Genomic DNA, 24,217 nt, shown 5'->3' with positions numbered 1-24,217 from the left:
CTCAGTTCTTGGGGGAGATGTTGCGGGTCCGGACCGCGATTGCGGGAACGCCCGCATAAACGGTCCAGGGGTTAAGGTCTCGTGTCGCGGTGCTGCCCAGGCCGAGCACGGCGCCGCGGCCGAGGGTGACGTTTGGGCCGACCGAGGCGCGCGCGGCGACCCATGCGCCGGGCTCCAGCACGATCGGGCCGGTGATCAGATCGAAGCCGGGGCGCGACCAGTCATGGCTGCCGGTGCACAGATAGGCGCCCTGCGACACGCAGCAATCACCGGCGATGCTCACCTGCGCGAGATTGTCGATCCAGGCGTGCTCGCCGATCCAGCTATTGTCGCCGATGGTCAGCCGCCACGGGAATTTGACGCGGATGCCGGGTTTCAGCACCACGCGCGCGCCGATGCTCGCGCCGAACAGGCGGAGCAGGAAGCGGCGATGCGCGCTGCCCGGCAAGGCGGAAGAAACGAAGATCGCCTGCACCACGATCCACAGCAATTCGACGATCGCGGGCCGGCCGCGCGTGAAGCTGCCGGCAGTATAGACGCCGAGATCGGGAACCGGCTGTTCGGGAGGCGGAGGCGCAAGCATGGGTCAGCCCAGCAGCGCTTCATATTGTCGCTGAAACTGCATCGCGATGCCGCCCCAATCGAACCGCTCCGCCACCATGACGGACCCCCTGCGCCCCATTTCCCGCCGTGCTTCGTCGGTCAGGCCGATCGCCGCGCGCAATCCCGAAAGGATCGCTTCCTCGGCGGGGTCGACCCACCAGCCGCAGCCATAAGTCTCCAGCAATTCCCAGGGCGCGCCGCGGGTCGTGAGGACGGGGACTTCATAGGCGAGGGCCTCGGCGATGGCTATGCCGAAATTCTCGCTATAGGTGGGCAGGACGAACAGGTCGGCGGCCTGGAACAGCGCGTCCTTCTCCGCGCCATAGACCGGGCCGATCAGGCGGACATCGCCGCCAAGGCCGAGCTGATCGATCTGCGCGCCGAGTTCGGCGCTGTGCCCGCCCTCGTCCGGCCCGGCGATCACGAGCTGCCAGCCTTCTGGCTTCAGCCGGGACCATGCGCGCAGCAGCATCGGCAGCCCCTTCTTGGGATGGATGCGGCTGACGAACAGCGCGGTACGGCGGTCGCGCGGGGCAGGGGACAGATGTTCGGCCGCTGAATGGGCGGGCAGATCGACGCCGTTGGGGACGACGCAGAAGCTGCCCCTCAGACCCAATGCCCGGGCATTGGTTTCCTCGATATCGGCGGTGGCGTGGAGCAAGGCGGCGCTGCGCAGGTCGCGCGCCTGATACAGCGTCCAGGCGAGCTTCTTCTTCCACTTGCGATGATTGATCGCCCAGGGTTCGAGCATCCCCCGCAGGCTGACGACGCGCGGAATGCTGCGCGCGCGGGCGAGCCGGGCGACCTGGTGGTTCGAAGGCAGCCAGATGCCGTTGTCGTGGATGATGTCGGGACGGCCGAACCGGCCGACTGCCGCCTGCAGATCGCCGTCGAGCGGGGTGAGGTTTGCGACCGCAGGCACTGTCGGCGCGGCCGATGCGCGGCCATCGGCTGCCCATAGCCCGACCATGATGCCGCGCGCGGCAAGCGCCGCGCCGAGTGCCGGGACCGAATAGGCGGGGCCGCCAAAGCTCGGGTCGAAGCTCGCCCCGGCGAGAAAGATTCTCATTCCGCGGGCTGCGGTTCGGTGGCGGTGCGGCGCGGCGGCGGCATGGTCTCAACCGGCCGCCGGATCATCGCGCGCACCCGGATCGCCGATTGATGGTGGATCATCCACACCCATGTCCAGAACAGCAGCATGTTGCCGTTGCCCGACGCCAGCAGCCAGGATTCGAACAGGGCGTGCCCCATCGAGCCGACGACCAGCGCCAGCGGAAGCGCGGCGATCACCCATTGCTCCGGCGGCAACAGCCGCGTGCGCGCCGTATCGGCCAGGCCGCGCCAGAGCGTGAGGATCATCGTGGTCATGAACGCGAAGAAGCCGAACAGGCCGGTTTCGACCATCATCATGATGTAGGTCGAGTGGAAGTGGAAACCCTGGTGCTTGACGAAGCGCCACGATTCCATGCGCAGCAGATCCTGGGACGAGCCGATGCCGTAGCCAAGCAGGGGGCGCTCCAGGAACAGGTTCCAGCCGATCCGCCACACTTCCTCGCGGCCGCTGAGCGGGCTGATGCCCGTATCGCGAAGCGTGCGGTTGAGCCCGAGCAGTTCGATCACGAACATCTTGATCGGGTACCACCAGCCGATGATGATGATCGCCGCCAGCATCACCGCGAGCAGGCTGACCTTCGGCCCCTGACGATAGATGGCGAAGGTGACGAACGACAGGAGCAGCCAGATGATCGTCGCGCGGGCGTTGGTGATCCAGATGAGGTAGAGGCCGAGGACCAGGAAGGCGAGGTGCCATATCTGCCACCCCGGCCGCCGCTCGATGCAGCCGGCGAAGAAAATGATGACCGGCGGCGCGAGCATCGAGCCCAGCGTGTTCGGGTTATCGGTCCATGCCGAGAACCCGCCGCCGCGTCCGAGATCGAGGCCGAGAGCCGCGAAGATCATGGCCATGACGATCATGACCCGGCCGTAGATCGCGAGCATATCGAAGAACGCCCGCCGGCTGCCGGTGGCGACCAGCAGGGCCGAAAGGGCGTAGGCCGCGGTGATCGTCGCCGAAATGGTGGCGATCGACAGGATGCTGAATTGGCGATCGACGCTCTGCCCGAGCCCGGCGACGGTGATCATGAGCAACGCCGCCAGCGAGAGTGTCATGACGATCGGCAGCGCGGGCGTCCGCCGCGTCGTGAGCATTCCCAGCGCAATGGCGAAAAGGACTGCCAGCGGCGCCCATTTGGCGGTGAGCAGGAACTGGGACAGCCAGGAATTGAAGGTATTCGAGGCGTAGAAAACGCCCACGGTGATCACCAGCGCCCAGAACAATAGTCGCGGAATCGGGTTCGCGCCGCGGATCGGGGGCGCATAGACGCCCATCAGCTCGGCGAGCGGCGAACGCCTCATGCCTTTTTCGCCACCGCGGCGAGCGCGCCCGCGATCAGATTGCCGGTGGCGAAAGCTTCACCCTGCGCGATCGCCGCCTCATGCGCGGCGGCTCCCATCGCGTCCGCCAGCGCGGGATCGGCAAGCAATCTCTCCATCGCGCGGGTATAGCCCGGAACATCGCCGACCGGCACCAGAAATCCGCTTTCGCCGTCGCGGATCAGCTCGATCGCCGCGCCGACCCGATCGGACGAGACGACCGGCGTGCCCGCCGCCATCGTTTCGTTGACCACGGCACCCCAGGTCTCGCTTTCCGACGGCAGGATCATCGCGGTCGAGATCGACATCAGGCCGAAGATCGCCTGCATGTCCTTCATCCAGCCGGTGAACAGGATGCGCGGATCGCCCTTCGCTTCGGCCTTCATCGCCTCCATCAGCGCGCCGTCGCCGATGACGAGAAGGACGGCCTTCTCCGCGCCCTTCGCGGCGAGAAAGGCGCGGACCATGTCGAGCGGGCGCTTCGCATCGATCAGGCGGCCGACGAACAGGAAGATCGCCGCATCGGCCGGAATGCCCAGCTTCTCGCGCAGCGCGGGTTCGCCGCCGGTCTCGCGCAGGCGCTTCGCTTCGGCGATGATCGGCGCAGTGTCTGGCGTGTTGGGGAAATAGTACATCGGCGCGTCGGTCGGGCCGAAGATGCGGAGATATTCGGCGGCTTCGCTTCCCACCGGCAGGCCGAACGCCATGCCGCGCACGATCCAGCCCGCGATCAGTCGCTTGAGGTTCCAGCGCCAGCCCGACGGCGACAGCGAGCTGCGCATACTGGTCTCGCAGCTGAGCGCGTAAGGCACCTTGTTGCGGATGCACCAGCGCGCCGCGCGCCACATGGTGGGGTGCGCATAGCCCGAGAGGATCACCACGTCCGGCTTCCACGCGGTGAGCGACCTGGCGACGCCGGGATTCCATTTGATCTGGAAGGGATTGTCCGGGCTGGGGCGGCGATACTGCTTGCCCGGAATGAACTCGGTATCGATGCCCGAGAAATCGAGCGTCCATTCGCGGCCGGGCTCGGACTCCGCGCAGAAGCCGAGGCGGAATTCGCCCGGCCAGCGCTCGGCGACGAGCTTCTGCACGCCGAGCCGATAGGGCGTCGGGATGTCGTCGAGATAGTAGAGGCGCGGACCGCTCATGCTTTCCGAGCCATAAGGTGGCGTTCGATCGTGTCCAGCGTGGCGCGCGCGGCATGCGGCCAGGTGAAGCGCGCCTCGACCCGATGACGCGAGAATTCGCCCATGCCTTCGCGGGCTTCGGCGGGAAGCGCGATGAACTTCCGCACCGCGTCACGGATCTGCGCCGACGAACCGGGCTGGACGACGAAGCCATTGTCCTTGTCGACCATCGTGGTGACGGCGCCGATATCGGTGGCGATCACCGGCAGGCCGCAGGTCATCGCCTCGAGGATGACGGTGGGCATGCCTTCGTACAGGCTGGCGAAGACGAAACAGTCGCTCTGGTGATAGCGCGCGAACAAAGTCGCATCGTCGAGCCGGCCGGCGAATTCGATGTTCGGCCCGGCGAACTTCCCGCGCAATTCGCCTTCCAGCGGACCGCCGCCGACGATGGAGAGATGCGCGCCTTCAAGGCCCTGGAACGCTTCGCAGAGGAACGACACGCCCTTGTTGAACTCGAGCCGCCCGACGAACACGAAGCGGACCGGGCCGCCAGTCTCGCGCGTCGGTTCGGGCACGGGGAAGCTGCGGATGAAGTCGATGTCGACGGCGTTGCCGAGGATATCGATCTTGTCGTCGCCCACGCGCAGGAAGCGGCGTACTTCGTCGGTCAGCCCGCCGCCGAGCGAGATGACGCGATCCGCCAGCCGCGCCTGTTCGCGCCCGGCCCAGCGCATCGGCCAGCCCTTGAGCGTCTGTTCCAGACCGACGGTCTTGAACATCTCCAGCCCGTGCGGATTGTAGAGCGTCAGCGCGCGCTGGGTCGGGTGGGTATCGGCCAGATAGGACCAGCCGTTGAAGCCCTGACAATAGACGGCGTCGAACTTGCCTTCGCGCAGGAAGGGCGCGGCCTGTTTCGTGAAGAGATAATTCTGGCGCAGCCACAGCTTGGCGGCAGGCCAGGGGAACTGGGCCAGCTTGTAGCTGTTGCCCATCGCGTTCCACTGACCGGTCTGCTCGGCGGTGATCTCGGGGATGATCGCGGTCACGTCCGCACCTTGATCCGCCATATGTTCGGCGAGGAAATGGGTGTGGCGCTCCATGCCGCCCACCCAGAACGGATAGATGCCGTGATTGATGATCGCGATGCGCACGCCGGGCTTATCCGTTGGCCGGTTCGACGGCGACGAGTTCGGCGAGGGTGCGGTCGAGCCCGATCTCGGGCTTCCAGCCGGTCGCGCCGGAGAGTTTGCCGATGCCGGCGAGCAGGCTGGGCCGTTCGACCTTGCGGACGCGGGCCTGATCCTGAACGATCTCGATCTTCTCGCCCAGCGCTTCGCTGAACATCTCGACCACTTCGACGACGCTGTACTGCCTGTTCGCGCCGATGTTGAACACGTCAGAGCCGGTGGCGACATGATCGCTGGCGGCCAGGATCGCGCGGGCCATGTCGCGCGCGTCGATATAGTCGCGGCGCGGATCGAGATTGCCGAGCGCGATGGTGCGCTTGCCCGCGATCAGCTGGTCCATGATGTCGGGCAGCAGATGCGGATTGGTCTCGCGATGGCCGACGGCGTTGAACAGGCGGCCGACCGCGACGGCCTTGCCGCTGCCCTTGGCCCAGCCGCGCACGAGCGCCTCGCCGGCGGCCTTGGTCGCGCCATAGACGTCCATCGGATCGATCGGATCGGTTTCGAGATGCTCGCCTTCCTTGGGCGGATAGACCGCGGCGGTGGACGCGAAGAACAGCCGCTCGGTGGGCGTGCCCTCCAGCGCGTCGAGCAGGTTCTGCGTGCCCTGGATGTTGATCATCACCGACTCGGTCGGGTGCTCGTTGCAGTAAGGGATGAAGTGGATCGCCGCGAGGTGGAACACCCGCTGCGGCGCGATCTTCGCCAGCGTTTCCCGCATCCAAGCCTGATCGCGCAGATCGCCTTCATGGATATTGCCTTCGGGCAGCGAGAGATGCTCGCGGTGGCCGTTGAAGAAGTTGTCGATGACATGGACATCGTCGCCACGCGCGACGAGTTCGTCGACGACATGCGATCCGATGAAGCCGGCGCCGCCGGTAACGAGCACTTTCTGCACGTGAATCCCCTATGAGTTCGGTCAGCTTCTCGCCGCAAGTCCGGCAAGGAAGTCGAGCCGCTGCCGCTCCTTGCTGGTGCGCGAGAGAAAGGAAAGGTCTTCCTCGACCCGGCGGCCGAGCCAGCGCCGGGCGAAAGCGTCGATCTCGGCCACATGCGAGGCGACATTGCCAGGCGTGTTGCCGATGTTGAGAATATAGTCGGCGGTGTTCAGCCGCTCCTCGGCTTCGACATAGCCGATGATGACGGGGAGGCCGCGCATCAGATAGTCGCGGACCTTGAGCGGGCAGGCTTCCTCCATCGACTTGCGGTGGAGCGCCAGCGTGCCGATGCCGACATCGCAGCGCGCGAAGACTTCGGTCAGCGCGTCGCCGCTCTTGTAGCCGTGCATCTCGACATTGGCGGGAATGGCTTCGTTGGGGAAATCCTCGGCGGCGAGGCCGACGATGTGGAAGCTGCTGTCGGGCAGCGCGCGGGCGAGGGCGATGATCTTGTCCGCGCCGTGCCAGCTTTCGCCGCCGTTCAGCCGCGAGCCGACAAAGGCATAGGCAGGGGACGTGTTGCCGGTGGGCGGCAGCGGCGCGGCTTCGCCCCAGAAGCTGTTGGGCACCACTGCGCCGGGCTTGTCCAGCTTGCGATATTTGCGTGCGATCTCGTCGGTGACCGAGACGACGCCGGCGGCGCGATCGAGGATGCGGCCCTGCGTCGCGCGGTACAGCGCGTTGAACGCCGCGCCCCAGAGATGATGCTCGGCTTCCTCGTCGGTGTTGATCTCCATCGCCGTCGGGGCGAGGGCGAGGATGCTGCCGAGGCCCGGATACCACGGGCCGTTCTGACGGTAATAGATCACGTCCGGCGCGAAGGCGCGGAGCGCCTTGCGCAGTGCGGGCACGCTCAGCGCCTTGTTGACGTAACCGAGCCGGGCGGCGGGATATTTCTCGAGCGCGCGCTGGTGGATCGCGCCGATGACGTCGCCATGATCGGCAAAGCCGAGCGCCGGGGCTTCGTCGCGACGCGTGGCGAGGGCGAACAGCCGCGCCTCCGCGCCAAGCTCGCGCCAGGCCTCGACCTGACCGATGAGCTTCCGCAGAACGCCGGTCTCCTCATAGGGCGACCATTCGGTGAAATAGGCGATACGAAGTCCCGCTATCGCCTTGTCATTGCCCATGAAACGCGGATCCCCCTGCCGGTAGCGCAGGCTATAGGCAGGAAGGCACGCCGACGCCACGGAGAATGTCATGGCGGCAATGATTTGAGGCGGCTAGCAGGCGTCATGCGCAGCATCACCGTCGGCACCACGCAACGCCAGTATCCGGCAATCCGCAACTTCCTCGATTCGCCCGTGCCCGGGGTCGAGTTCGTCCGTACCGGCAATGCCTTGCGCTATCCCAACCACGCGCTGTTCAAGCTGTTCGGTCATGTCGATCCGATGCTGGACAATCTCCATGTCGGTGCGCGCGGCTGCGATCTGATCCATTTCTTCAATCGGGTCAGCCTGGGCTCGACGCCGTGGGTGACGACCTTCGAGACGGTGCTGCCGCGCTGGGACCAGCATCGGCCCAAGGCGATTCGATGGGGATTGAAGCTGCTGGCGGGCAAGCCGTGCCGGCGGCTGATCGCCTTTTCGGAATGTACTGCGGGACTGCAACGCGCGCTGCTGGCGGCGCATCCCGATCTGGCGGATGCGATCCTGCCCAAGATCACCGTGCTGCATCCGCTTCAGCGTCCGCTGGTCGATGGCCCGAAGCTCGCGCCGGCGGCGGGCGAACCGGTCCGCTTCGTGATCGTCGGCGCGGATTTCTTCCGCAAGGGCGGCGGCGAAGTGCTGCGCGTGTTCGACCGGCTGCTGGAACGAGGGGCGCCGCTGCGGCTCGATATCGTCTCGACGCTGGCGTTCGGCGACTATGCCAGCCACGCGACTGCGGCGGATCAGGCCGAGGCGATACGGCTGATCGCCCGCTGGCCGGGCGCGATCGTCCATCACGAGCGGCTGGCGAACGAAGGCGTGCTCGATCTGTTGCGGCAGGCGCATGTCGGGCTGCTGCCGAGCTGGGCCGATACCTATGGCTATTCGGTGCTGGAGGCGCAGGCAGCGGGATGCCCGGTGATCACCACCGACATCCGCGCGCTGCCCGAAGTGAATGACGACGCGCAGGGCTGGGTGATCCCGGTGCCCAAGGATCCGCGCGGGAACGGGCTGACCGGCACTGCGGACGAGCGGCGCGCGCTGTCGGCGGCGATCGAGGCGGGTGTCGAGCAAGCGGTGACCGCGATCCTCGCCGATCCCGCATCGGTCGCGGCGAAGGGGGCGAAGGCGTTCGCCCGGATCGCGACGATGCATTCGCCCGAGGCGCACGGCCTCAGGCTGCGGACGATCTACGAGGAAGCGCTGGGCGGCTGAGCCTTGCCGCGCACCATGCGATAGACGCGCTTGACCATGCCGAAGGCGGGACCGTCGAGCCGCCTGGTCCAGCTGTCGAAATCCTCGAAATGGGCGGGCGGCGCGGCCATGATCGCGTCGAGTTCGGCGCGAGTGAATCCGAGCTTCTTTGCGACGAAATCATTATCCTCTTCCTGCAGCGCCTCGTCATAGGTTGGCTGCTGGAGCTTGGCGCGAGCCTGGTCGCGGGTGATCTCGCCGGTGGAGATCAGGCTGGAGAGGTGCATCTTGCGCTTGTCGAAGTCGAACTTGCGCAGCAGGTACACGCCCTGGAACCAGCGGGTGAACACGCTTTCGTGATGCTTCCCGCCATAATCTTCCCACCCCAGATCGGTTTCGATCCGCGCCAGCGCCTTTTCGCGCGAATAATCGGCGAAGTTGAGGATATCGATCGTCTCGACGAAGCCGCCGCGGAACATCTTGAGGAATTGCGGGAAGTTGAGGTGGGGGAAGGTATCGACCTTGCCGCTGCCGAACTTGCGGTGGACGTCGGAGATATAGCCGTAATCGAGATGCCCCTGCGACCAGCGGGCGGGATGATGGCTCTCGGTCACGACATTGCCGCCGCGCAGCACGGTGCGGACACCGAATTTCGCCGCAACCTTGAACATGATCGTGTTGATCGCGTGATCGGTCGGCACTTCGACATCGGGCAGCGAAGCCTTCAGGAAGGCGCGCTGGATGTCCTTATATTCCTCCCAGTCGATGACGTGGGTGTAGAGATCGATGTCCAGCGCCTCGATCATGTTGGCGATGTTGCGCACGGCGATGACCGAGTTCCAGCCGTTATCGAGGTGAACCGCGAGCGGACGGAGGCCCAGATCCTTGACCAGCCACGCGACATAGCTGCTGTCCACGCCGCCCGAGACGCCGATGATGCAGTCATAGGGCTTGTCGCGATAGCGGCGCTTCAGATCCTCGGCCATCGCCTCGAGCCGGCCGCGGCCGTCCTGGCCCGAATGGACCTGCGTCGCGATGGCATGGAGATGCTCGTGGCAATGATTGCACACCCCGTCCGCGTCGAAAACGATGTCCGGATCGGTGGTGTCCATCACGCAGCGCGTGCAGACGCGGTAGCTCAAATTCGACATCAAGCGCCCAGCAATTCGCGCAGGCGCGCGCGCCTGGGGTAATTGACGAGGACCGCGCGGTGCGGCCCCTTGTAGATGAACAGGCTGCCCGCCGCCGCCGCCGACGCCCCCGCGTCGATCGCCTGACGCAGATGCGGCAGTTCGCCCGCGCCGCCACAGGCGATGACCGGGATCGGCACGGCCGCGCTGACCGCCTTCACCAGTTCGAGGTCGTAGCCCTGATAGGTGCCTTCGCGATCGATCGCGGTGAGCAGGATCTCGCCCGCGCCCAGATCGGCCGCGCGCTTCGCCAGCGCGACGGGATCGTAACCGGTCTTGCGCCCGCCGCCGCGCACCATCGCGCGCGACTTGCCAAGCCAGTCCTTCTTCACGTCGATGCCCGCGACCACGGCCTGCTCGCCGAACGTGTCGGCGATCTCGCGGACAAGGCCGGGATTGTCGACCAGCGCAGTGGTGAGCGCGACTTTCTCGACGCCCGATTTGAACAGGCGCGCGGCCTGATCGAAGCTGGTCACGCCGCCGCCATAGCAGATCGGCATGAACGCCTCGCCCGCGATCTCGGCGATGCGCTCGAACGGCGGCTCGCGGCCCTTGGTCGTCGCTTCGATATCGAGGAAGATCAGTTCGTCGACTTCGAGATCGTTGAACAGGCGGACGGCGTTGATCGGATCGCCGACATATTTGGCGTTCCTGAACTTCACCGTCTTCACCAGCCCTTCGCCGCGCAGCAGCAGGCAGGGGATAATCCGCGCGCTGTTGCCGATCACAGGCCGGGCACCTTGTCGACGAAGTTGCGGATCACGGTGAGGCCGTATTTGTGGCTCTTTTCCGGGTGGCACTGAAAGCCCCAGACATTGTCCTTCTGCACCACCGAGACGAACGGGCCGCCATAATCGGTGCGGCCGAGCACGGCGCTCTCGTCATCGGCCTGCACGACATAGCTGTGGACGAAATAGAAGCGGGCCTCGCCCTCCAGCCCCTCGGTCAGCACGTCGGGGCGGGTGAAGGCGACGTCGTTCCAGCCCATGTGCGGCACCTTGAGCGGGGCCGGCAGGTCGAAACGCTTGGCATGGGCATCGATCCAGCCAAGGCCATCGGCATCGCCTTCCTCGCTGTGCATGGTCAGCAACTGCATCCCGAGGCAGATGCCCAGGATCGGCGCGCCGCGTTCCTTCGCGGCGTCGAGCGCGGCGCGGATGCCGCTGTCGTTCAGCCGGGCCATCGCCCGGCCGAAATGGCCGACGCCGGGCAGGATCAGCTTGCCCGCCGCGGCGATGCGTTCGGGGTCGGCCGAGATTTCGGCCTTGCCGCCGGCCCGTTTGCAGATGTTTGCGACCGAGCCGATATTGCCGGCGTCATAGTCGACGATGACGAGTCCGCTCATTGCTTCCCACTATTTGCCGCGAGCGCCAGCGCCAGCCGATATCCCAGGACCAGATAGAGCAGATAGACCAGCGACTGGAGCACCGTGAAGGCGATCAGCGTGATCGTGAAGCTGTCCATCCAGGCTCCGAGTGCGACCGCAATCGCCGAACTGGCGAGGAAGAGCAACTGGATCATCGTATCCAGCCCGGCCCGTCCCGCGCGAAGCGTGATCGCGGTCAGCGGGCCGACGACGAAGCGGATCAGGATCATCGGCGCGAGAATCTGCACATATTCCCCTGCGGGACGCCATTGCTCGCCGAAGACGAGCTGGAACAGCCACGGCCCGGCCAGCAGCAGCGGCACGATGAGAACCGCGCCGATCAGCGCAAGCCGGATGGCGGTCGAGCGATAGAGGGCGGGAATTTCGGCGGCGGGCAGATGCTGCGGGCTGATCGCGGTGCGGAAGATGCTGCCCATCGAGAAGCCGATCAGGTTCATCGGCATGGTCGCCAGCCTGAAGCCGAGCGAATATTGGCCAAGCACCGCCGGGCCGAACAGGGGCGCGGTGGTGAAGGAGAACAGGTTGCTGCCCATCGAATTGATCAACTCGCTGGCGAGCAGGAATTTGGGCGAGGCGATGTGCCGGCGTGCCCGCGCCTTGGCCGCGCGCCACGAGAAGCGGCGCAGCGCGGGGCCGATCGTCAGCCGCTGCGCGAGATAGAGAGTCGCGATGAGCTGACCCAATACGAAGCCGATCATCAGGCCCGTCGAATCCCAGCCGGCAAGACCCAGCCCGATGCTGAGGACCGCGGTGATCGCGGCCTGGATCAGCCGGCTGATCGTGACGGCGTCGAACGCGTGGAGCTGGGTCGCCAGCGCGGTGAGCGATGCCTGCAACCCTCCGGCGGCGGTCGCCGTGCCGAGCAGGACGACGAACAGCACCGGCCGCGCCGAGATGTCGGCGATCAGCATCGGGGCGAGCGGCGCGAATGCAAGGATCGCGGCGCCCGCCAGCAGCGAGATCGCGGCGGACAGCAGGGTGATGTCGGACGCTTCCGACGCCTTGCGCGCGACATAGATGGCAGCGTCGTACTTGGCGGTGGCGAGCAGCGCGAGGATGCCCGCGGTCGCGAAGAACACGGCATAGCTGCCGAATTCGGCCGGAGCGTAGATCCGCGCGAGGATCAGCATCGAGACGATGCCGATCGCCTGCGACGCGAAGCTGCCGCTGGTCAGCAGGGTGACCGCGCGCCAGTACGCGCCGTGGCGATTGTCGTCGCCGCTGCCCGAAAATCGCCGGACGAGTGCGGCGGGGGTAAACCGGCTCATTGCAGCGGCGGTCCGAAGACGTAGCGCGCGCCGGTGAGGCTCAGGTGGAGATCGTCGAAATAGAGCATGCCGACCCCGTCGCGCCATGCGTGGCACCGGGTGGCGTCGCACAGCCGTTCGGCGGGGACGACGCGCCGTGCCGCCAGTTTCGACGTGAGCCGGTCGAGCAGGGCGACGAAGGGGCGGTTGACCGCCTGGAAGTCTTGCGTGGCGATCCCGAAATCGCCGGCGGCCATGCCCCGGCGCGACATCAGGCCGAGCGCCAGCGGAGCGGGGAAGGGCTGTTTGGGGATCGGATAGACCAGCACGAGCTGCTTGCCCGCGGCCCGGAGCGCGGTCGCCGTTTCCTCATATCCGGCGAGCATCTGCGGCCGTTCGCGTTCGGGATAATCGGCATAGGCGGAGACCAGCACGACCGTGCGGATGCGGGGATCGCGGGAGAGCGCGGCGAGCGTCTCGCGATTGCGGTTGCGGCAGATCGCGACATCGCCGGGCGCGAAGCCGGGCGTGGGCGGGCAGGAAGAGGTGGTGATCTGCATCACCGATCCGCCGCGCGCCGCTGCCTGTTCGCCGAGCGCGACGGCGATCTCCGCACCCAGGCTGTCGCCCCACAGGGCCGTGTCGGGCTGCGCGCCGGGCGCGCCGAACAGGCAGTTGTCGGCATAGGCGATCGGCGTGCCGCAGGCATGGCATTCGGCGCGGCGGGGATTGTAGTCGTTTGCGGCGGCAAGCTTTGCCTGCGCTTCGGCATCGAAGCGACCGGGCAGGCCGTGGGTGACGACCAGCAGTGCGGCGGCGGCGAAGGTGATGCCCATCGTGGCTCCGCCTGCCAGGAATGCGCGGCGCTGGTTGCGGCCATGCAGGAAGGGCTGTTCGACGAAGCGCCACGACAGCCATGCCGCCAACGTCGCAAAGGTGACCGCGCCAGCCACCAGCAACGGTCCCGGCTCGCCCAGCGCGGCGTAGCGGGCATAGACCAGCACCGGCCAATGCCAGAGATAGAGCGAATAGGAGATTGCACCGAAGAATACGAAGAGCGGGTTGCTCAGCAGCCGCCCGCCGAGCGGCGGCACGTCGCGGTCGGCGCCGAGATGGAGCAGCAGCGCGCTGCCGATGCACGGGAGCAAAGCCGCCGCGCCGGGGAAGCGCATATCGGCGTGGAAGGTGGCGATGCTGGCCACGATCATCGCGATCGCGGCGATCGACAGCGCGTCGGCAAGACGATCGTTGCGGATGCGCGGCAGCGGCGCGGCGGCGACGATTGCGCCGATCAGCAGCTCGTAGGCGCGGCCCACGGGCAAATAGAAGCCGTCGAGCGGACGGGCACCCGCCTGCCACACTGCAATCCCCAGCGAGAGGATCGCACAGGTCCAGAGCGCGATGCCGAGATGACGGCGGAGATAGCGGTAGATCAGGAAGAGGAAGATCGGGAAGAGCAGGTAGAATTGCTCTTCCACCGCCAGCGACCAGGTGTGCAGGAGCGGCTTCAGCTCCGATGCGGCGTCGAAATAGCCCGAGGTCTTCCAGAAATAGAGGTTCGAGACGAAGGCTGCGGTCGCTCCGGTCGATTTGCCGAGATCGGTCAGCGCATCGGGCGGGAGCAGGGCGTAACCGCCCAGCAAGGTGAGCGCCAGGACGAGATACAGCGCCGGAAACAGACGGCGGACGCGGCGTTCGTAGAAGCGCGCGATCGAGAAATTGCCGGTTTCCAGCTCGCGCATCAGGATGCGGGTGATCAGGAAGCCCGAGATCACGAAGAACACGTCGACGCCGACGAACCCACCGGGCGCCCAGCCGGGCATCGCGTGATAGATCACCACCGGCACGATCGCGAGCGCGCGCAGGCCCTGGATATCGGCGCGGTAGCGCTGGCCGGGGCTCGAAGGCTGTTCGGTCATCGGCTGGGGATCAGGCCGCGGCGCGGTCTGGCGCGTTGCCGCCGCGGTTGGCCTGTTGCGAGGCGACATGGAAGGCCCAGCGCCGTGCCCAGGGGGCTTTCGGGTTGGCGACCGTGGCCGGTGCGCGCGTCCCGGCGATCATCGCCTCGACCCAGCTGCCCACGGGCGTGCCGAAGCCGGTCTTGGGGCGATTGGTGATGATGTCGGGCAAGGGCAGTTTCGGCGCGCGGGCAAGCGCACCCTTTCCGGCTTCTGCATCGGGGCCGAGCATCGCCGGAGCAACCGCGTCGAGCAGCCATGCGTCGACCAGCGGCACGCGCACCTCGAGGCTGTGGGCCATACTGGCCCAGTCGGTGTCGCGCAGCAGCTGGTTGCGCATGTAGAGAGTCGATTCGAGCGTCGCGACCTTGCCGAAGGGCGTGCCGGGATCGGTATCGAAGGCGCGCGCCGCGCCGAACCCTTCGCCCAGCCGTTCGAGGCCGATGCGGAGCAGGTCGCGGTCGAGCAGGTCGCCCAGCTCCCACGGCATGAACAGGCCGCGGCGCAGCAGATAGGCCCCGGTCCAGCTGCCGCCATATTCGAGCATCCCCGCTGCCTTGGGATTGAGGCCGAACCGTTCCGCGCCGACGCCCGACAATATGGTGCGGGCGAGTGCGCCGAACGGGCGGGTCATGCCGAACTTCGCGGTCCAGCTGGGCAAGTCGCGGAACGAAGGATAGCCGCCGAACAGCTCGTCGCCGCCAAGACCCGAGACCGCGACCTTCAGGCCCATCTCGGCCGCGGCCTTGCTGACGAACCAGCTGTTGACCCCGTCGATCGAGGGCTGGTCCATCGCGTGGAGAATCTTCGGCAGGTCCTCGCGGAACTCGGCCTGCGAGATCATCCGCACATGGTGCGGCATCCCATAGTGGCGCGCGACCTGCGCGGCGAGAGTGACTTCGTCGTCGTTGCGGCCGGCGAACTCCTCGAAGCCTAGCGTGACGGTCTGGACCTCGTTCGCGCCCGCGTCGCGCATCAGCCCGAGCAGCGCGCCTGAGTCGATTCCGGCGGAGAGGAAGCAGCCGACCGGTACGTCGGCGACGAGATGGTGGGCGACGCTGTCGGCGAGCGCGGCGGCGATCTCCTCATCGCCGACCGTGCGGCCGCCCTGCGCGGCGCCGGCCCAGGTGGCGGCGATCGAATGGAAGCGCTTCGGCTGCTGGACGCCCGAGGCATTGGCGATCATCGTGTGCCCGGCGGGGAGGGCGAACACGCCTTCGCGGATCGTCCACGGCTCGGGCACGCTGCCCCACAGATAGAAGCCGGTCAGCGCGGCGGCTTCGATGCCGCCGGGGATCGCGCCGCCCGCGACCAGCGCCTTCACCTGGCTGGCGAAGCGGATCGTGCGGCCGTCATCGTGCCAGTAAAGCGGCTTGATCCCCATCGGATCGCGCGCGAACAGCATCTCTCGCTTCTCGGCGTCCCACAGCGCGATGGCGAACATGCCGCGCAGCTTCGACACCATCGCCGCGCCTTCGCGGGCGTAGAGCTGGAGGATGACTTCGCTGTCCGATTCGCTGACGAAGCGGACGCCTTCCGCCTCGAGGTCGCGGCGCAGGGCGCGGTAATTGTAGATCTCGCCGTTGAAGACCAGCATCAGCCGGCCGTCCTGGCTGGGCATGGGCTGGAGGCCGTTGTCCGACAGATCGATGATCGCGAGGCGGCGATGGCCCATGCCGACGCGGCCCTCGTTCGAAATCCATTCGCCGGTGCCGTCAGGGCCGCGCGGGGCCATGTGATCGCGGCTGCGCCTCAGTTCTTCGCGATCGACGGCGGGGGCATTGTCATGCCACGCGAATATGCCGTTGATTCCGCACATCTTCCGGGCGCCCCACCAGTCACAGGCGCAGCCGAGCGCGCCCTATCGCGCTCTCGGTCGCGGCGGGCTTTTTGTCAACGGGATCAGCCCTGATCGGACTCGACCGCCTCCGGATGCGCGACGATGTACGCGGCTTCCATCTTCGCCGTGATGGGCAGGGCTTCCTTCGCTGCGCGCAGCCCGCCGGCGCGCACGGCACCGTCGAGCAACGTCGCGAGCGATTTGAACTCGGCGTCGTCGAGTTCGATCACAATCTTGGTCATCGGCTTCTTCCTGATCAGGCCGCGATGCAGGGCACCTTGTAGGCGACTCCGGCGGCATCATACAGGATCAGCGTGCTGTCCGGGGTGATCGTTTCCACCGTCGCATTGCTCTCGGTGGTGAGCTTGCCCTGCACCGGCGCGAAGTCGCTGTCGTCGGCGAGGCGGATCTGAAGCGTCGTTGCCGCGCGCTTGATCGCCGGGAAGGCCGCGGTGAGGCCGCCGACCGTCAGCATGTTCGCGCCGCCGCGATAGAGCATCAGATCGAGCGACCCGGCGCCGCCCGGGCCCATTGCGATGAACGGACGCAGCAACCCATCGAGGCCGGAATAGAAGCGCGACGTGGTTTCGGTCGGCGACGTGCAGCTCATTCCGCGCTGGGTGTTGAAGAGGGGCGCGAACAGGATGCCCTGGGCGTTGAACCGGGCCAAAGTGGTCCAGTCGCGGCCGTCGAACCGGCCGATATGGAGCGCATCGTCGGTGGCGTCCGCGCACGAGATCGAGACGACCGGATTGGCGCGGGTCGGCGTCTGGCCGTAATTGTTGAAGTCGATCGTCTTGCCGATCGCCGAGCCGGCCTCGAAACCGGTAAAGATGACGCGGGGCGAGATATAGCCTTCGAACTCGAACCGGCTGTTGTTCGCGATCTGGGTGATGATCCCCGCGCTTTCGATCGAGAGGCGGTTCGTGCCCATGCCGCGGATGACCGAGGTGCTGCCGACCAGCCCGTTTTCCCAATACCAGCGGAACACGTCGGCAGGTGCGCCGGTGCTGGGGTGAATCTGCGACGTGAGCGCCATCTCGCCCGAATTGCCGCGCATCCCGAAGCCGCCGATCGAGGTGCCGGTGGCGTTGCTGACGACGGTCTCGCCGGTCTTGAGCACGCGATAGACCGGCGCGCCGTTGAGCATGAACTCGAGGAAGCGGGACGTGGGATAGGATGCCGTATCGGTAACCGCGACCTTGATGCCGCCGAACAGGCTTTCGGAGTCGTTCCACTCGTCCCCGATGATGCTCAGAATATCGAACCCGGCCACCGGCCACTCTCTCCCGTAACTACGTATTTTTCCCTAGGAGGACATTTCGGGCATGTCACGAAAATTTGATCTTATTGTGCAATGTCTTGGCGGGTACTTTGCGTGAAATTGAGCAAAAGTGGCGCGATTCCGGCGGGTTAACGCAGATCAATGATATATTGCCATAACACGGGCCGGAGCCTGTCTTCGCCGATTTGACATGGCCGCCCGGCAATCTAGTTTCGCGCGCGGACCATGCCGGTCCCAGAGGAGTGAAGATGGACCGCAGGCAGGTGCTGATTGGATCGGGTGCGGTCGCGGTCGCTTCGACGGCCAGCTGGACGCCCGAAGCATCGGCCCAGTCCGGGACGACAACGCCTCAATCCGATGATACGCCTCCGGAGGTCTTTCCGCCCTTCGAGGACGGACTGCACGGCACCTATACGTTCCGCGCGAGCAGTCTCGACATGAACGGAAGCCTCGTTCCGCTCTGAGCGCGGGATCGCGTTATATTGCATTGCACCATTTTCGGTCGTCCCATATTCTGCGGGTGACGATCAGGAGACGCGAATGTCGATCAAGCCGTTGCGCAAGGCTGTTTTTCCGGTGGGCGGACTCGGGACCCGGTTCCTGCCCGCGACCAAGGCCATGCCCAAGGAAATGCTGCCGGTCGTGGATCGTCCGCTGATCCAGTACGCCGTCGACGAAGCGATCGAAGCCGGCATCGAGCAGATGATCTTCGTCACCGGCCGCGGCAAGAGCGCGATCGAGGACCATTTCGACATCGCCTATGAGCTGGAAACGACGATGTCGGCGCGCGGCAAGTCGCTCGAAGTGCTCGACGCGACGCGGCTGAAGCCCGGCGCGGTCGCCTATGTGCGCCAGCAGGAACCGATGGGTCTTGGCCATGCCGTGTGGTGTGCGCGCGACATTGTGGGCGACGAGCCCTTCGCGGTGCTGCTGGCCGACGATTTCATGATGGGCAAGCCGGGCTGCCTCAGGCAGATGGTCGATGCCTATAACAAGGTCGGCGGCAACCTGATCTGCGCCGAGATCGTCCCCGACGACCAGACACACCGCTATGGCATCATCACGCCGGGCGCCGCCGATGGCGCGCTGACCGAAGTGAAGGGGCTGGTCGAGAAGCCCGCACCGGGCACCGCGCCGTCGAACCTGTCGGTGATCGGCCGCTACATCCTTCAGCCCGAAGTGATGCGCGTGCTGGAAGGGCAGGAAAAGGGCGCGGGCGGCGAGATCCAGCTGACCGACGCGATGGCGAAGATGATCGGCGGACAGGCATTCCACGGCGTGACCTTTGCGGGCACCCGTTTCGATTGCGGCGACAAGGCCGGCTTCATCCAGGCGAACATCGCGGTCGCGCTGGAGCGCGAGGATATCGCACCATCCGTGCGCGAGTTCATCGGCAAGCTGGGCTGACGGGGCGAAGCTTCGCACGAGCATCCCGCCATGCACAGACGCCGGATGGTGCGGACCGGTTGACACGGTTGACACCCAGATTGCGAAAAACGGGTCTGGCGCGGAGATGGGCGCAGCGCCTCCGCGGGGCGCGCGCGCGGATGCTATCGACGGTTAAAAGAGCGGCCGGAAACTAGCCGGCGCGCTGACCCAAGCAGGCGAAACCCAACATTTCAAGCGGTGGTGCTGAAGCGAACGGAGGCGTGCGTTTGGGGCGCCGGCGCGTGTGTGAGGTTCCCCCTCAGATCGTGTCCAGCCGGTCGTCGCCGAGATCGGCGAGCAGGCCCACGAGACCGCCGGTTTCCACGCCCGGGGGCAGCGCGCTTGCGTCCATTCCGGCCATTGCCAGGCCAGTCTGGCAGGCGATGAGCGCCGCGCCGGTTTCCACGGCGGTGCCGATCATCGGTTCGGAGGTGGCGAGCACTCCCACCGCAGCTTCGTGAAAATAGACGCGGGTGCGGCCGCCGAGCGCGGCGTTGGCCGAGGCGAGGGTCAGCGCCATGCGGAAACGCTCGGGATCGGCGGTGGCGACGAGGATCGTCAGGCCGCGCATGACGGGCATCCGGGGTCCTTCGGCAGCGTCAGCGTGCGGAAGCGCAGGTTGAGCGCATCGACCAGCAGCAGCTTGCCCGCGCTGTCTTCGCCGAAGGGGGCGATGGCGCGGATGACTTCGAGCGCGGCCAGGCTGCCCATCACGCCGGTGAGTGCGCCGATTACGCCCTGTTCGGAACAGCTGATGCCTTCGCGTTCGGGATTCCCGCCGACGAAGCAGCGATAGCAGGGCTTGTCCGCTTCCCAGCCGCGGAAGACGCCTAGCTGCCCTTCGAACTCGCCCACGGCGGCGCTGACCAGCGGCACGCGGTGGCGCTGGCAGGCATCGGCGACGAGGAGGCGCGTGGCGAAATTGTCGGTGCCGTCGAGGACGACTTCATGGCATTTCACAAGGTCATCGACATAACCGCCATCTACCCGATGTTGAGAAGCCAGAACTTCAACATTCGGATTCAGCGCCTCGACGCGGCCCGCTGCTGAAACTGCCTTGGACCGGCCGATATCGCTTGTCGTGAACAGCGTCTGGCGCTGAAGGTTGGACAGATCGACGCGGTCGTCATCGACGATGCTGAGGCGTCCGACACCTGCCGCTGCGAGATACTGGATTGCCGGCGATCCGATACCGCCCGCGCCCACCACCAACACCCGCGCCGCCTTCAGCAGCGCCTGTCCGCCGCCGCCGATCTCGCGCAGCACGATGTGGCGGGCGTAGCGTTCCAGTTCTTCGTCGGTGAAGGTCATTTCCGCCAGGAGAAGGTGACGGTCGTCTTGTACCATTGCTCGGCCGCGCCGCTGCGCGGGAGCAGGTTGTTGCGCGCAAAACCGGCGGCGAGGCCTGCGGCATATTGCTCGACCGTGGCGCAATCGATCGCGCGCGGCACGACGGTGCGGACGTCGCCCGTGCCGTCGACCAGCAGCGCGAGTTCGACCGACATCGACTGGTTATGTCCGGGCGCGGGCGGCAGCGGGCATTTGCGCGCCTTCGCTTCGCGGCCCGCGAAATCGTGCATTCCCTGCGTGACGACGGGCGGGGCGCGATAGGGCAGCGCGGGGAGCGCAGCCCAGTCGATCGCCGCCTCCTGCGCCGCAAGCGCCATGACGAGCGCGAGGGCGTTCACCGGCCGGTCGATCCGAAACCGCCTGCACCGCGCGCGGTTTCGTCGAGCGTTTCGACAAGCGCGAGTTCGGCGCGCTGCACGGGCGCGGGGACGAGCTGGGCGATGCGATCGCCGCGTGCGATCGGGAAAGGCGCATCGCCGAGATTGGCGAGGATCACCTTCACTTCGCCGCGATAGTCGCTGTCGATCGTGCCCGGCGTGTTGAGGCAGGTGACGCCATGCTTGAGCGCGAGGCCCGAGCGGGGGCGAACCTGCACCTCGTACCCTGCGGGGATCGCCATCGCGAAGCCGGTGGCTACGGCATGACGGCCGCCCGGCGCGATGGTGACGTCTTCCGCCGCGACGACGTCCATCCCGGCGGCGCCTTCGGTGGCATAAGCGGGGACAGGCAGGTCCGCGCCGTGCGGCAGGCGTTGCAGGGCGATGGTGATGGGGGCGAGCATCTAGCGGGTTCCGGGGATCGAGGCGGCGAGGCGCGTGGTGGCGGCAAGGACTTCGGGATCGCCCAGCAGGTCGTGGCCCTTGCCGGGCACGATGCGATAATCGGTGGCGATGCCGCGCAGGCTGAGCGCCTCGGCATAGGAGCGGGAGAAGCGGGCGGGCGTGATCTTGTCGTCCGCGCCGACCAGGATCGCGGCGCGCAGGCCGGGGCGGATGCCGCCCGCGGTCTTGAGCGGATCGAGGCTCGTGACCGGGGCGCTCCATGCCGGGTTCGACGTGGTGCGCGCCATGTGCGTGCGCCATTCGGGCAGGGTACAGGGGCAGCCGACCAGCACCATGCCATCGAAGATGCCGGGACGAAGCCCAGCGAGATTGGCGGCGATCGCCGCGCCGCCCTCATCGCCCACGACGAGGATTCGGGCGGCGGGATAGCGCCGCTTCAGCGCGAGGATCGCATCGCCGACCAGGCCGAGCCGGTCGCCGGTGTAATTGTCGCCGGTGTCGCTGCCGCGATCGCCGACGGAACGCTTGCCGCGCGAATCCTCATAACCGGGACGGAGCACCGCGATGGCGACGCTTTGCGGGATGGCGCGGACGGCGGCGGCGGCGAAGGCATATTCGTCCGTCCGGATGCTCGGCGAGCCGTCGCCGTGGAGGATGACGATCAGCGTGCGCACGGCGGCGGGTTTGGTGTCGCCGAAACGCTCGACATGGAGCTTCGCGACGTCGGGCACGGCCTGTTGCGGCGCGGGCGTGGTGGCGCAGCCGGCGAGAAGGAGCGGCAGGAGGATCAGGCTAGAGCGCATCGGCGATCCTCTGCGCGAGGCGCGTGGCGACTTCGCCCTTGGGCAGCCGCTCCCAATGCTCGACGCCGTCGGCGGTGACCAGATGAACCGTATTGCTCTCACCGCCCATCACATCGCCCGAAACATCGTTGGCGACAATCCAGTCGGCGTTCTTGCGAGCGCGTTTTGCGGTGGCGTGTTCGATGACCCGTTCGGTTTCGGCGGCGAAGCCCACGACGAGGCGGGGACGGTTCGGCGAAGCGGCGAGGGTGGCGAGGATATCGGGATTCTCGGAGAGGCTCAGCGAGGGCGCTCCGGTGCCTTTCTTGAGCTTCTGGCCCGAGGCCTCGACGTGCCAGTCGGCAACGGCGGCGACCATCACCGCGGCGTCGGCGGGGAGGGCGGCATCGACTGCGGCGGCCATTTCGCGCGCGGTCTCGACGTCGACGCGGGTGACGCCCGGCGGGGTTGGCAGGGCGACCGGGCCGGAGACCAGAGTGACCCGCGCACCCAGTGCCGCGAGGGCGCCGGCGATGGCATAGCCCTGACGGCCCGAGGAGCGATTGGCGATGTAGCGGACCGGATCGATCGGCTCGTGGGTGGGGCCGGCGGTGACGAGGATATGCTTTCCGGCGATACGAGGTAGCAAGGGTGGCGAAAGCTGCGCCAAAATGGCCTTCAGGATCGCCTCGGGCTCGGGCAGGCGGCCGGGGCCGTATTCGCCGCAGGCCATCGGGCCTTTGTCGGGCGCCATGACCGTAATGCCATCGGCGCGAAGCTGTGCGACATTGCGTTGCGTTGCCGCATGTTGCCACATCCTCACATTCATCGCGGGTGCGGCGAGCACCGGCTTGTCGGTGGCGAGCAGCAGCGTGGTCGCCAGATCGTCGGCGATTCCCGCCGCCATCCGGGCCATCAGGTCTGCGGTGGCGGGGGCGATCACGACCAGATCCGCCTCCCGGCTCAGCTGGATATGGCCCATCTCGGCTTCGTCCTTGAGGTCCCACAAAGTGGTGTAAACCTGGTTCTCGGACAGGGCCGCCAGCGTCATCGGCGTGACGAAATGCGCGCCGCCTTCGGTGAGGACGACTTTCACCTCGAGGCCTGACTTGCGGCACAGGCGGATCAGTTCGCACGCCTTGTACGCGGCGATGCCGCCGCCGACGATGAGGAGGATTTTCCGGGTCATCGCGTCACATGTGTCACGGTGATGCGCTTCCTGTCGAGCGACTGGGTGACGAGATCACGGATCGCGTCGGGGACGAACACCAGCCCGAGCAGCAGCACCGGAGCGACCATCAGGCCCCAGTAGAAGGTGTCGAGCCGGGCGAAGATGCCGATCACCGCGGCATAGGCGGAGAGGATCGCGATCATGCGCAGGCCCAGCGGATCGTCCCACGCCGCCCAGCCGAACAGCGCGAGGCCGACGACCAGCGCCCCGGCCCAGAGCGGGATCAGCTGAAGCGCGGTAGCCAGCGTGAGCGACTTCACGAACAAGCCGAAGCCCTGCAGCCCGGCCCAGCCCGGCGACATCGCGTCGAGCGGTCCGGTGACGCCTGCGACCGCATAGGCATGGACGCCGAGCGCTGCGCCGAACGCGGCGAGCGCGACACCCCAGCCGATCGCTTCGCGGCGCTCGCCCTCCAGCCAGGCGAAGGCGAGCATCAGGATGGCGTAGAGCGCGGCGGTCTCGCGGATCAGCATCGCGGCGAGCGCGATCGCGACCGGTTCGATCCAGCGGCCCGGCTTGCGCATGCCGAGCGAGAGCGCGACGAGCAGCCCCGCCCAGATCTCGTGAAAGGCGACCAGCCCCGGCTGGACGAAAGCGAGCATCGATCCGGCAAGGAGGATGCCCCCGGCGAGCATCGGCAAGGTGCGCGGGAGCGAGGGGCGCAGGCGCAGCATCCAGGTGGCGGCCACGGTGAAGGCCAGCAGGAACTGGAGCAAAGGCGGCACCCAGAGCGGCAGCGCGGCGAGGATGGTGGCGAGGCCGGGCAAGCGGAAGGTGAGGAATGGCCGCAGCGGATAGGCCCCCGCGCGCAACGCGTCCGCCGCGACGGCATAATAGTTCCCGCCGCCCTTCACCCCCGCGACGATCGCTTCGTAGAGCATCAGATCGGTCTGATGCCGCTCTCCGCCGCTGACGGCATCGAGGCCCGGCGGGGTCGGGATGGCGAGCGCGGTGAGCGTGGCGAGCAGCAGGACCGCGAGGATGACGAGGCCGATCCGCGCGCGGTTTCGCTTGAGCGCGGCGAAGCGGGTCGGGGTGGCGAGCCAGAGAGGCGTGGTGCGCGACATTCGCGGTGGGGTTACACGCGGGGGGCGGGGGGTGTCG

At 67.0% G+C, this 24,217-nt stretch carries 25 protein-coding genes; 3 read left to right on the top strand and 22 right to left on the bottom strand.

Annotated elements, in window-relative coordinates:
• Position 1: 1 nt before the first annotated feature.
• The 7 genes from HHL13_RS10695 to HHL13_RS10665 are packed head-to-tail and all read right to left on the bottom strand — an operon-like array spanning position 2 to position 7,493.
• Complete coding sequence (locus HHL13_RS10695; RefSeq protein WP_169555650.1) at positions 2 to 583, bottom strand: WcaF family extracellular polysaccharide biosynthesis acetyltransferase; 582 nt, start codon at positions 581 to 583, stop codon at positions 2 to 4.
• 3 nt (positions 584 to 586) lie between these two features.
• Positions 587 to 1,672 (bottom strand): glycosyltransferase, encoded by a 1,086-nt coding sequence (locus tag HHL13_RS10690; RefSeq protein ID WP_169555649.1) that lies wholly within the window; start codon positions 1,670 to 1,672, stop codon positions 587 to 589.
• Positions 1,669 to 3,018, bottom strand: coding sequence for an O-antigen ligase family protein (locus tag HHL13_RS10685; RefSeq protein ID WP_169555648.1), 1,350 nt, complete (start codon positions 3,016 to 3,018; stop codon positions 1,669 to 1,671). Before HHL13_RS10685 ends, HHL13_RS10690 begins: the two co-directional genes overlap by 4 nt.
• Complete coding sequence (locus HHL13_RS10680; protein WP_169555647.1) at positions 3,015 to 4,187, bottom strand: glycosyltransferase family 4 protein; 1,173 nt, start codon at positions 4,185 to 4,187, stop codon at positions 3,015 to 3,017. The genes HHL13_RS10685 and HHL13_RS10680 overlap by 4 nt, the downstream gene beginning before the upstream one ends.
• Positions 4,184 to 5,320, bottom strand: coding sequence for a glycosyltransferase family 4 protein (locus tag HHL13_RS10675; RefSeq protein WP_169555646.1), 1,137 nt, complete (start codon positions 5,318 to 5,320; stop codon positions 4,184 to 4,186). The genes HHL13_RS10680 and HHL13_RS10675 overlap by 4 nt, the downstream gene beginning before the upstream one ends.
• 7 nt (positions 5,321 to 5,327) lie before the next feature.
• A complete protein-coding gene (locus tag HHL13_RS10670) occupies positions 5,328 to 6,254 on the bottom strand; it encodes an NAD(P)-dependent oxidoreductase (RefSeq protein ID WP_169555645.1) in 927 nt (308 codons plus the stop codon).
• Between the two features lie 21 nt (positions 6,255 to 6,275).
• Positions 6,276 to 7,493, bottom strand: coding sequence for a glycosyltransferase (locus HHL13_RS10665; RefSeq protein WP_169555644.1), 1,218 nt, complete (start codon positions 7,491 to 7,493; stop codon positions 6,276 to 6,278).
• 33 nt (positions 7,494 to 7,526) lie between these two features.
• Here HHL13_RS10665 and HHL13_RS10660 point away from each other — a divergent pair, with 33 nt between their 5' ends.
• Positions 7,527 to 8,654, top strand: coding sequence for a glycosyltransferase family 4 protein (locus HHL13_RS10660; protein WP_169555643.1), 1,128 nt, complete (start codon positions 7,527 to 7,529; stop codon positions 8,652 to 8,654).
• Here HHL13_RS10660 and HHL13_RS10655 read toward each other — a convergent pair.
• The 8 genes from HHL13_RS10655 to HHL13_RS10620 form a co-directional block, all read right to left on the bottom strand.
• Positions 8,630 to 9,784 (bottom strand): N-acetyl sugar amidotransferase, encoded by a 1,155-nt coding sequence (locus HHL13_RS10655; RefSeq protein ID WP_169555642.1) that lies wholly within the window; start codon positions 9,782 to 9,784, stop codon positions 8,630 to 8,632. The genes HHL13_RS10660 and HHL13_RS10655 overlap by 25 nt on opposite strands.
• Positions 9,784 to 10,551, bottom strand: a complete 768-nt coding sequence (locus HHL13_RS10650) for an AglZ/HisF2 family acetamidino modification protein (RefSeq protein ID WP_206376897.1) — start codon at positions 10,549 to 10,551, stop codon at positions 9,784 to 9,786. Before HHL13_RS10650 ends, HHL13_RS10655 begins: the two co-directional genes overlap by 1 nt.
• A complete protein-coding gene (gene hisH / locus HHL13_RS10645) occupies positions 10,548 to 11,168 on the bottom strand; it encodes an imidazole glycerol phosphate synthase subunit HisH (RefSeq protein ID WP_169555641.1) in 621 nt (206 codons plus the stop codon). Before hisH ends, HHL13_RS10650 begins: the two co-directional genes overlap by 4 nt.
• Positions 11,165 to 12,478 carry an oligosaccharide flippase family protein gene (locus HHL13_RS10640; RefSeq protein WP_169555640.1) on the bottom strand — a complete coding sequence of 438 codons (1,314 nt, stop codon included), beginning with the start codon at positions 12,476 to 12,478 and terminating at the stop codon, positions 11,165 to 11,167. Before HHL13_RS10640 ends, hisH begins: the two co-directional genes overlap by 4 nt.
• On the bottom strand, positions 12,475 to 14,376 hold the full coding sequence (locus HHL13_RS10635) for an acyltransferase family protein (RefSeq protein WP_169555639.1): 1,902 nt from the start codon (positions 14,374 to 14,376) through the stop codon (positions 12,475 to 12,477). The genes HHL13_RS10640 and HHL13_RS10635 overlap by 4 nt, the downstream gene beginning before the upstream one ends.
• Before the next feature lie 10 nt (positions 14,377 to 14,386).
• Positions 14,387 to 16,234, bottom strand: a complete 1,848-nt coding sequence (gene asnB / locus HHL13_RS10630) for an asparagine synthase (glutamine-hydrolyzing) (protein ID WP_169555638.1) — start codon at positions 16,232 to 16,234, stop codon at positions 14,387 to 14,389.
• A gap of 83 nt (positions 16,235 to 16,317) precedes the next feature.
• Positions 16,318 to 16,497, bottom strand: a complete 180-nt coding sequence (locus HHL13_RS10625; RefSeq protein ID WP_169555637.1) for a hypothetical protein — start codon at positions 16,495 to 16,497, stop codon at positions 16,318 to 16,320.
• A gap of 14 nt (positions 16,498 to 16,511) precedes the next feature.
• On the bottom strand, positions 16,512 to 17,531 hold the full coding sequence (locus HHL13_RS10620; RefSeq protein WP_169555636.1) for a hypothetical protein: 1,020 nt from the start codon (positions 17,529 to 17,531) through the stop codon (positions 16,512 to 16,514).
• Between the two features lie 257 nt (positions 17,532 to 17,788).
• On the opposite strand from HHL13_RS10620, the gene HHL13_RS10615 reads away from it, so the two are divergent.
• Together HHL13_RS10615 and galU are read left to right on the top strand one after the other, a co-directional pair.
• The gene (locus HHL13_RS10615; RefSeq protein ID WP_169555635.1) at positions 17,789 to 18,004 is read left to right on the top strand and encodes a hypothetical protein; all 216 of its coding nucleotides are present in this window, start codon (positions 17,789 to 17,791) and stop codon (positions 18,002 to 18,004) included.
• Positions 18,005 to 18,080: 76 nt separating this feature from the next.
• Entirely contained in the window at positions 18,081 to 18,947 is an 867-nt protein-coding gene (gene galU, locus HHL13_RS10610; protein WP_169555634.1) for a UTP--glucose-1-phosphate uridylyltransferase GalU, read from the top strand.
• A gap of 280 nt (positions 18,948 to 19,227) precedes the next feature.
• On the opposite strand, the gene HHL13_RS10605 is transcribed toward galU, so the two are convergent.
• From HHL13_RS10605 to HHL13_RS10575, 7 genes are read right to left on the bottom strand one after another with little or no spacing between them, the layout of a single operon-like run.
• Positions 19,228 to 19,548 (bottom strand): peroxiredoxin, encoded by a 321-nt coding sequence (locus tag HHL13_RS10605; protein WP_169555633.1) that lies wholly within the window; start codon positions 19,546 to 19,548, stop codon positions 19,228 to 19,230.
• Positions 19,527 to 20,279 (bottom strand): molybdopterin-synthase adenylyltransferase MoeB, encoded by a 753-nt coding sequence (moeB, locus tag HHL13_RS10600; protein ID WP_169555632.1) that lies wholly within the window; start codon positions 20,277 to 20,279, stop codon positions 19,527 to 19,529. Before moeB ends, HHL13_RS10605 begins: the two co-directional genes overlap by 22 nt.
• Positions 20,276 to 20,656 carry a hypothetical protein gene (locus HHL13_RS10595; protein ID WP_346775538.1) on the bottom strand — a complete coding sequence of 127 codons (381 nt, stop codon included), beginning with the start codon at positions 20,654 to 20,656 and terminating at the stop codon, positions 20,276 to 20,278. Before HHL13_RS10595 ends, moeB begins: the two co-directional genes overlap by 4 nt.
• Positions 20,653 to 21,099: a dUTP diphosphatase gene (dut, locus tag HHL13_RS10590; protein WP_169555631.1), complete on the bottom strand. Its 447-nt coding sequence runs from the start codon at positions 21,097 to 21,099 to the stop codon at positions 20,653 to 20,655. The genes HHL13_RS10595 and dut overlap by 4 nt, the downstream gene beginning before the upstream one ends.
• A complete protein-coding gene (locus tag HHL13_RS10585; protein WP_240953681.1) occupies positions 21,100 to 21,903 on the bottom strand; it encodes a lysophospholipase in 804 nt (267 codons plus the stop codon).
• Complete coding sequence (gene coaBC / locus HHL13_RS10580) at positions 21,893 to 23,071, bottom strand: bifunctional phosphopantothenoylcysteine decarboxylase/phosphopantothenate--cysteine ligase CoaBC (protein ID WP_169555630.1); 1,179 nt, start codon at positions 23,069 to 23,071, stop codon at positions 21,893 to 21,895. Before coaBC ends, HHL13_RS10585 begins: the two co-directional genes overlap by 11 nt.
• Positions 23,068 to 24,180, bottom strand: a complete 1,113-nt coding sequence (locus tag HHL13_RS10575; protein WP_169555629.1) for a hypothetical protein — start codon at positions 24,178 to 24,180, stop codon at positions 23,068 to 23,070. Before HHL13_RS10575 ends, coaBC begins: the two co-directional genes overlap by 4 nt.
• Positions 24,181 to 24,217 lie beyond the last annotated feature (37 nt).

Origin of the sequence: Sphingomonas sp. G-3-2-10 (genome assembly GCF_012927115.1) — a bacterium.
Lineage (GTDB): Bacteria > Pseudomonadota > Alphaproteobacteria > Sphingomonadales > Sphingomonadaceae > Sphingomonas.
Note: the sequence above shows the minus strand (reverse complement) of the source record. Positions and strands in the feature narration are given on the sequence as shown.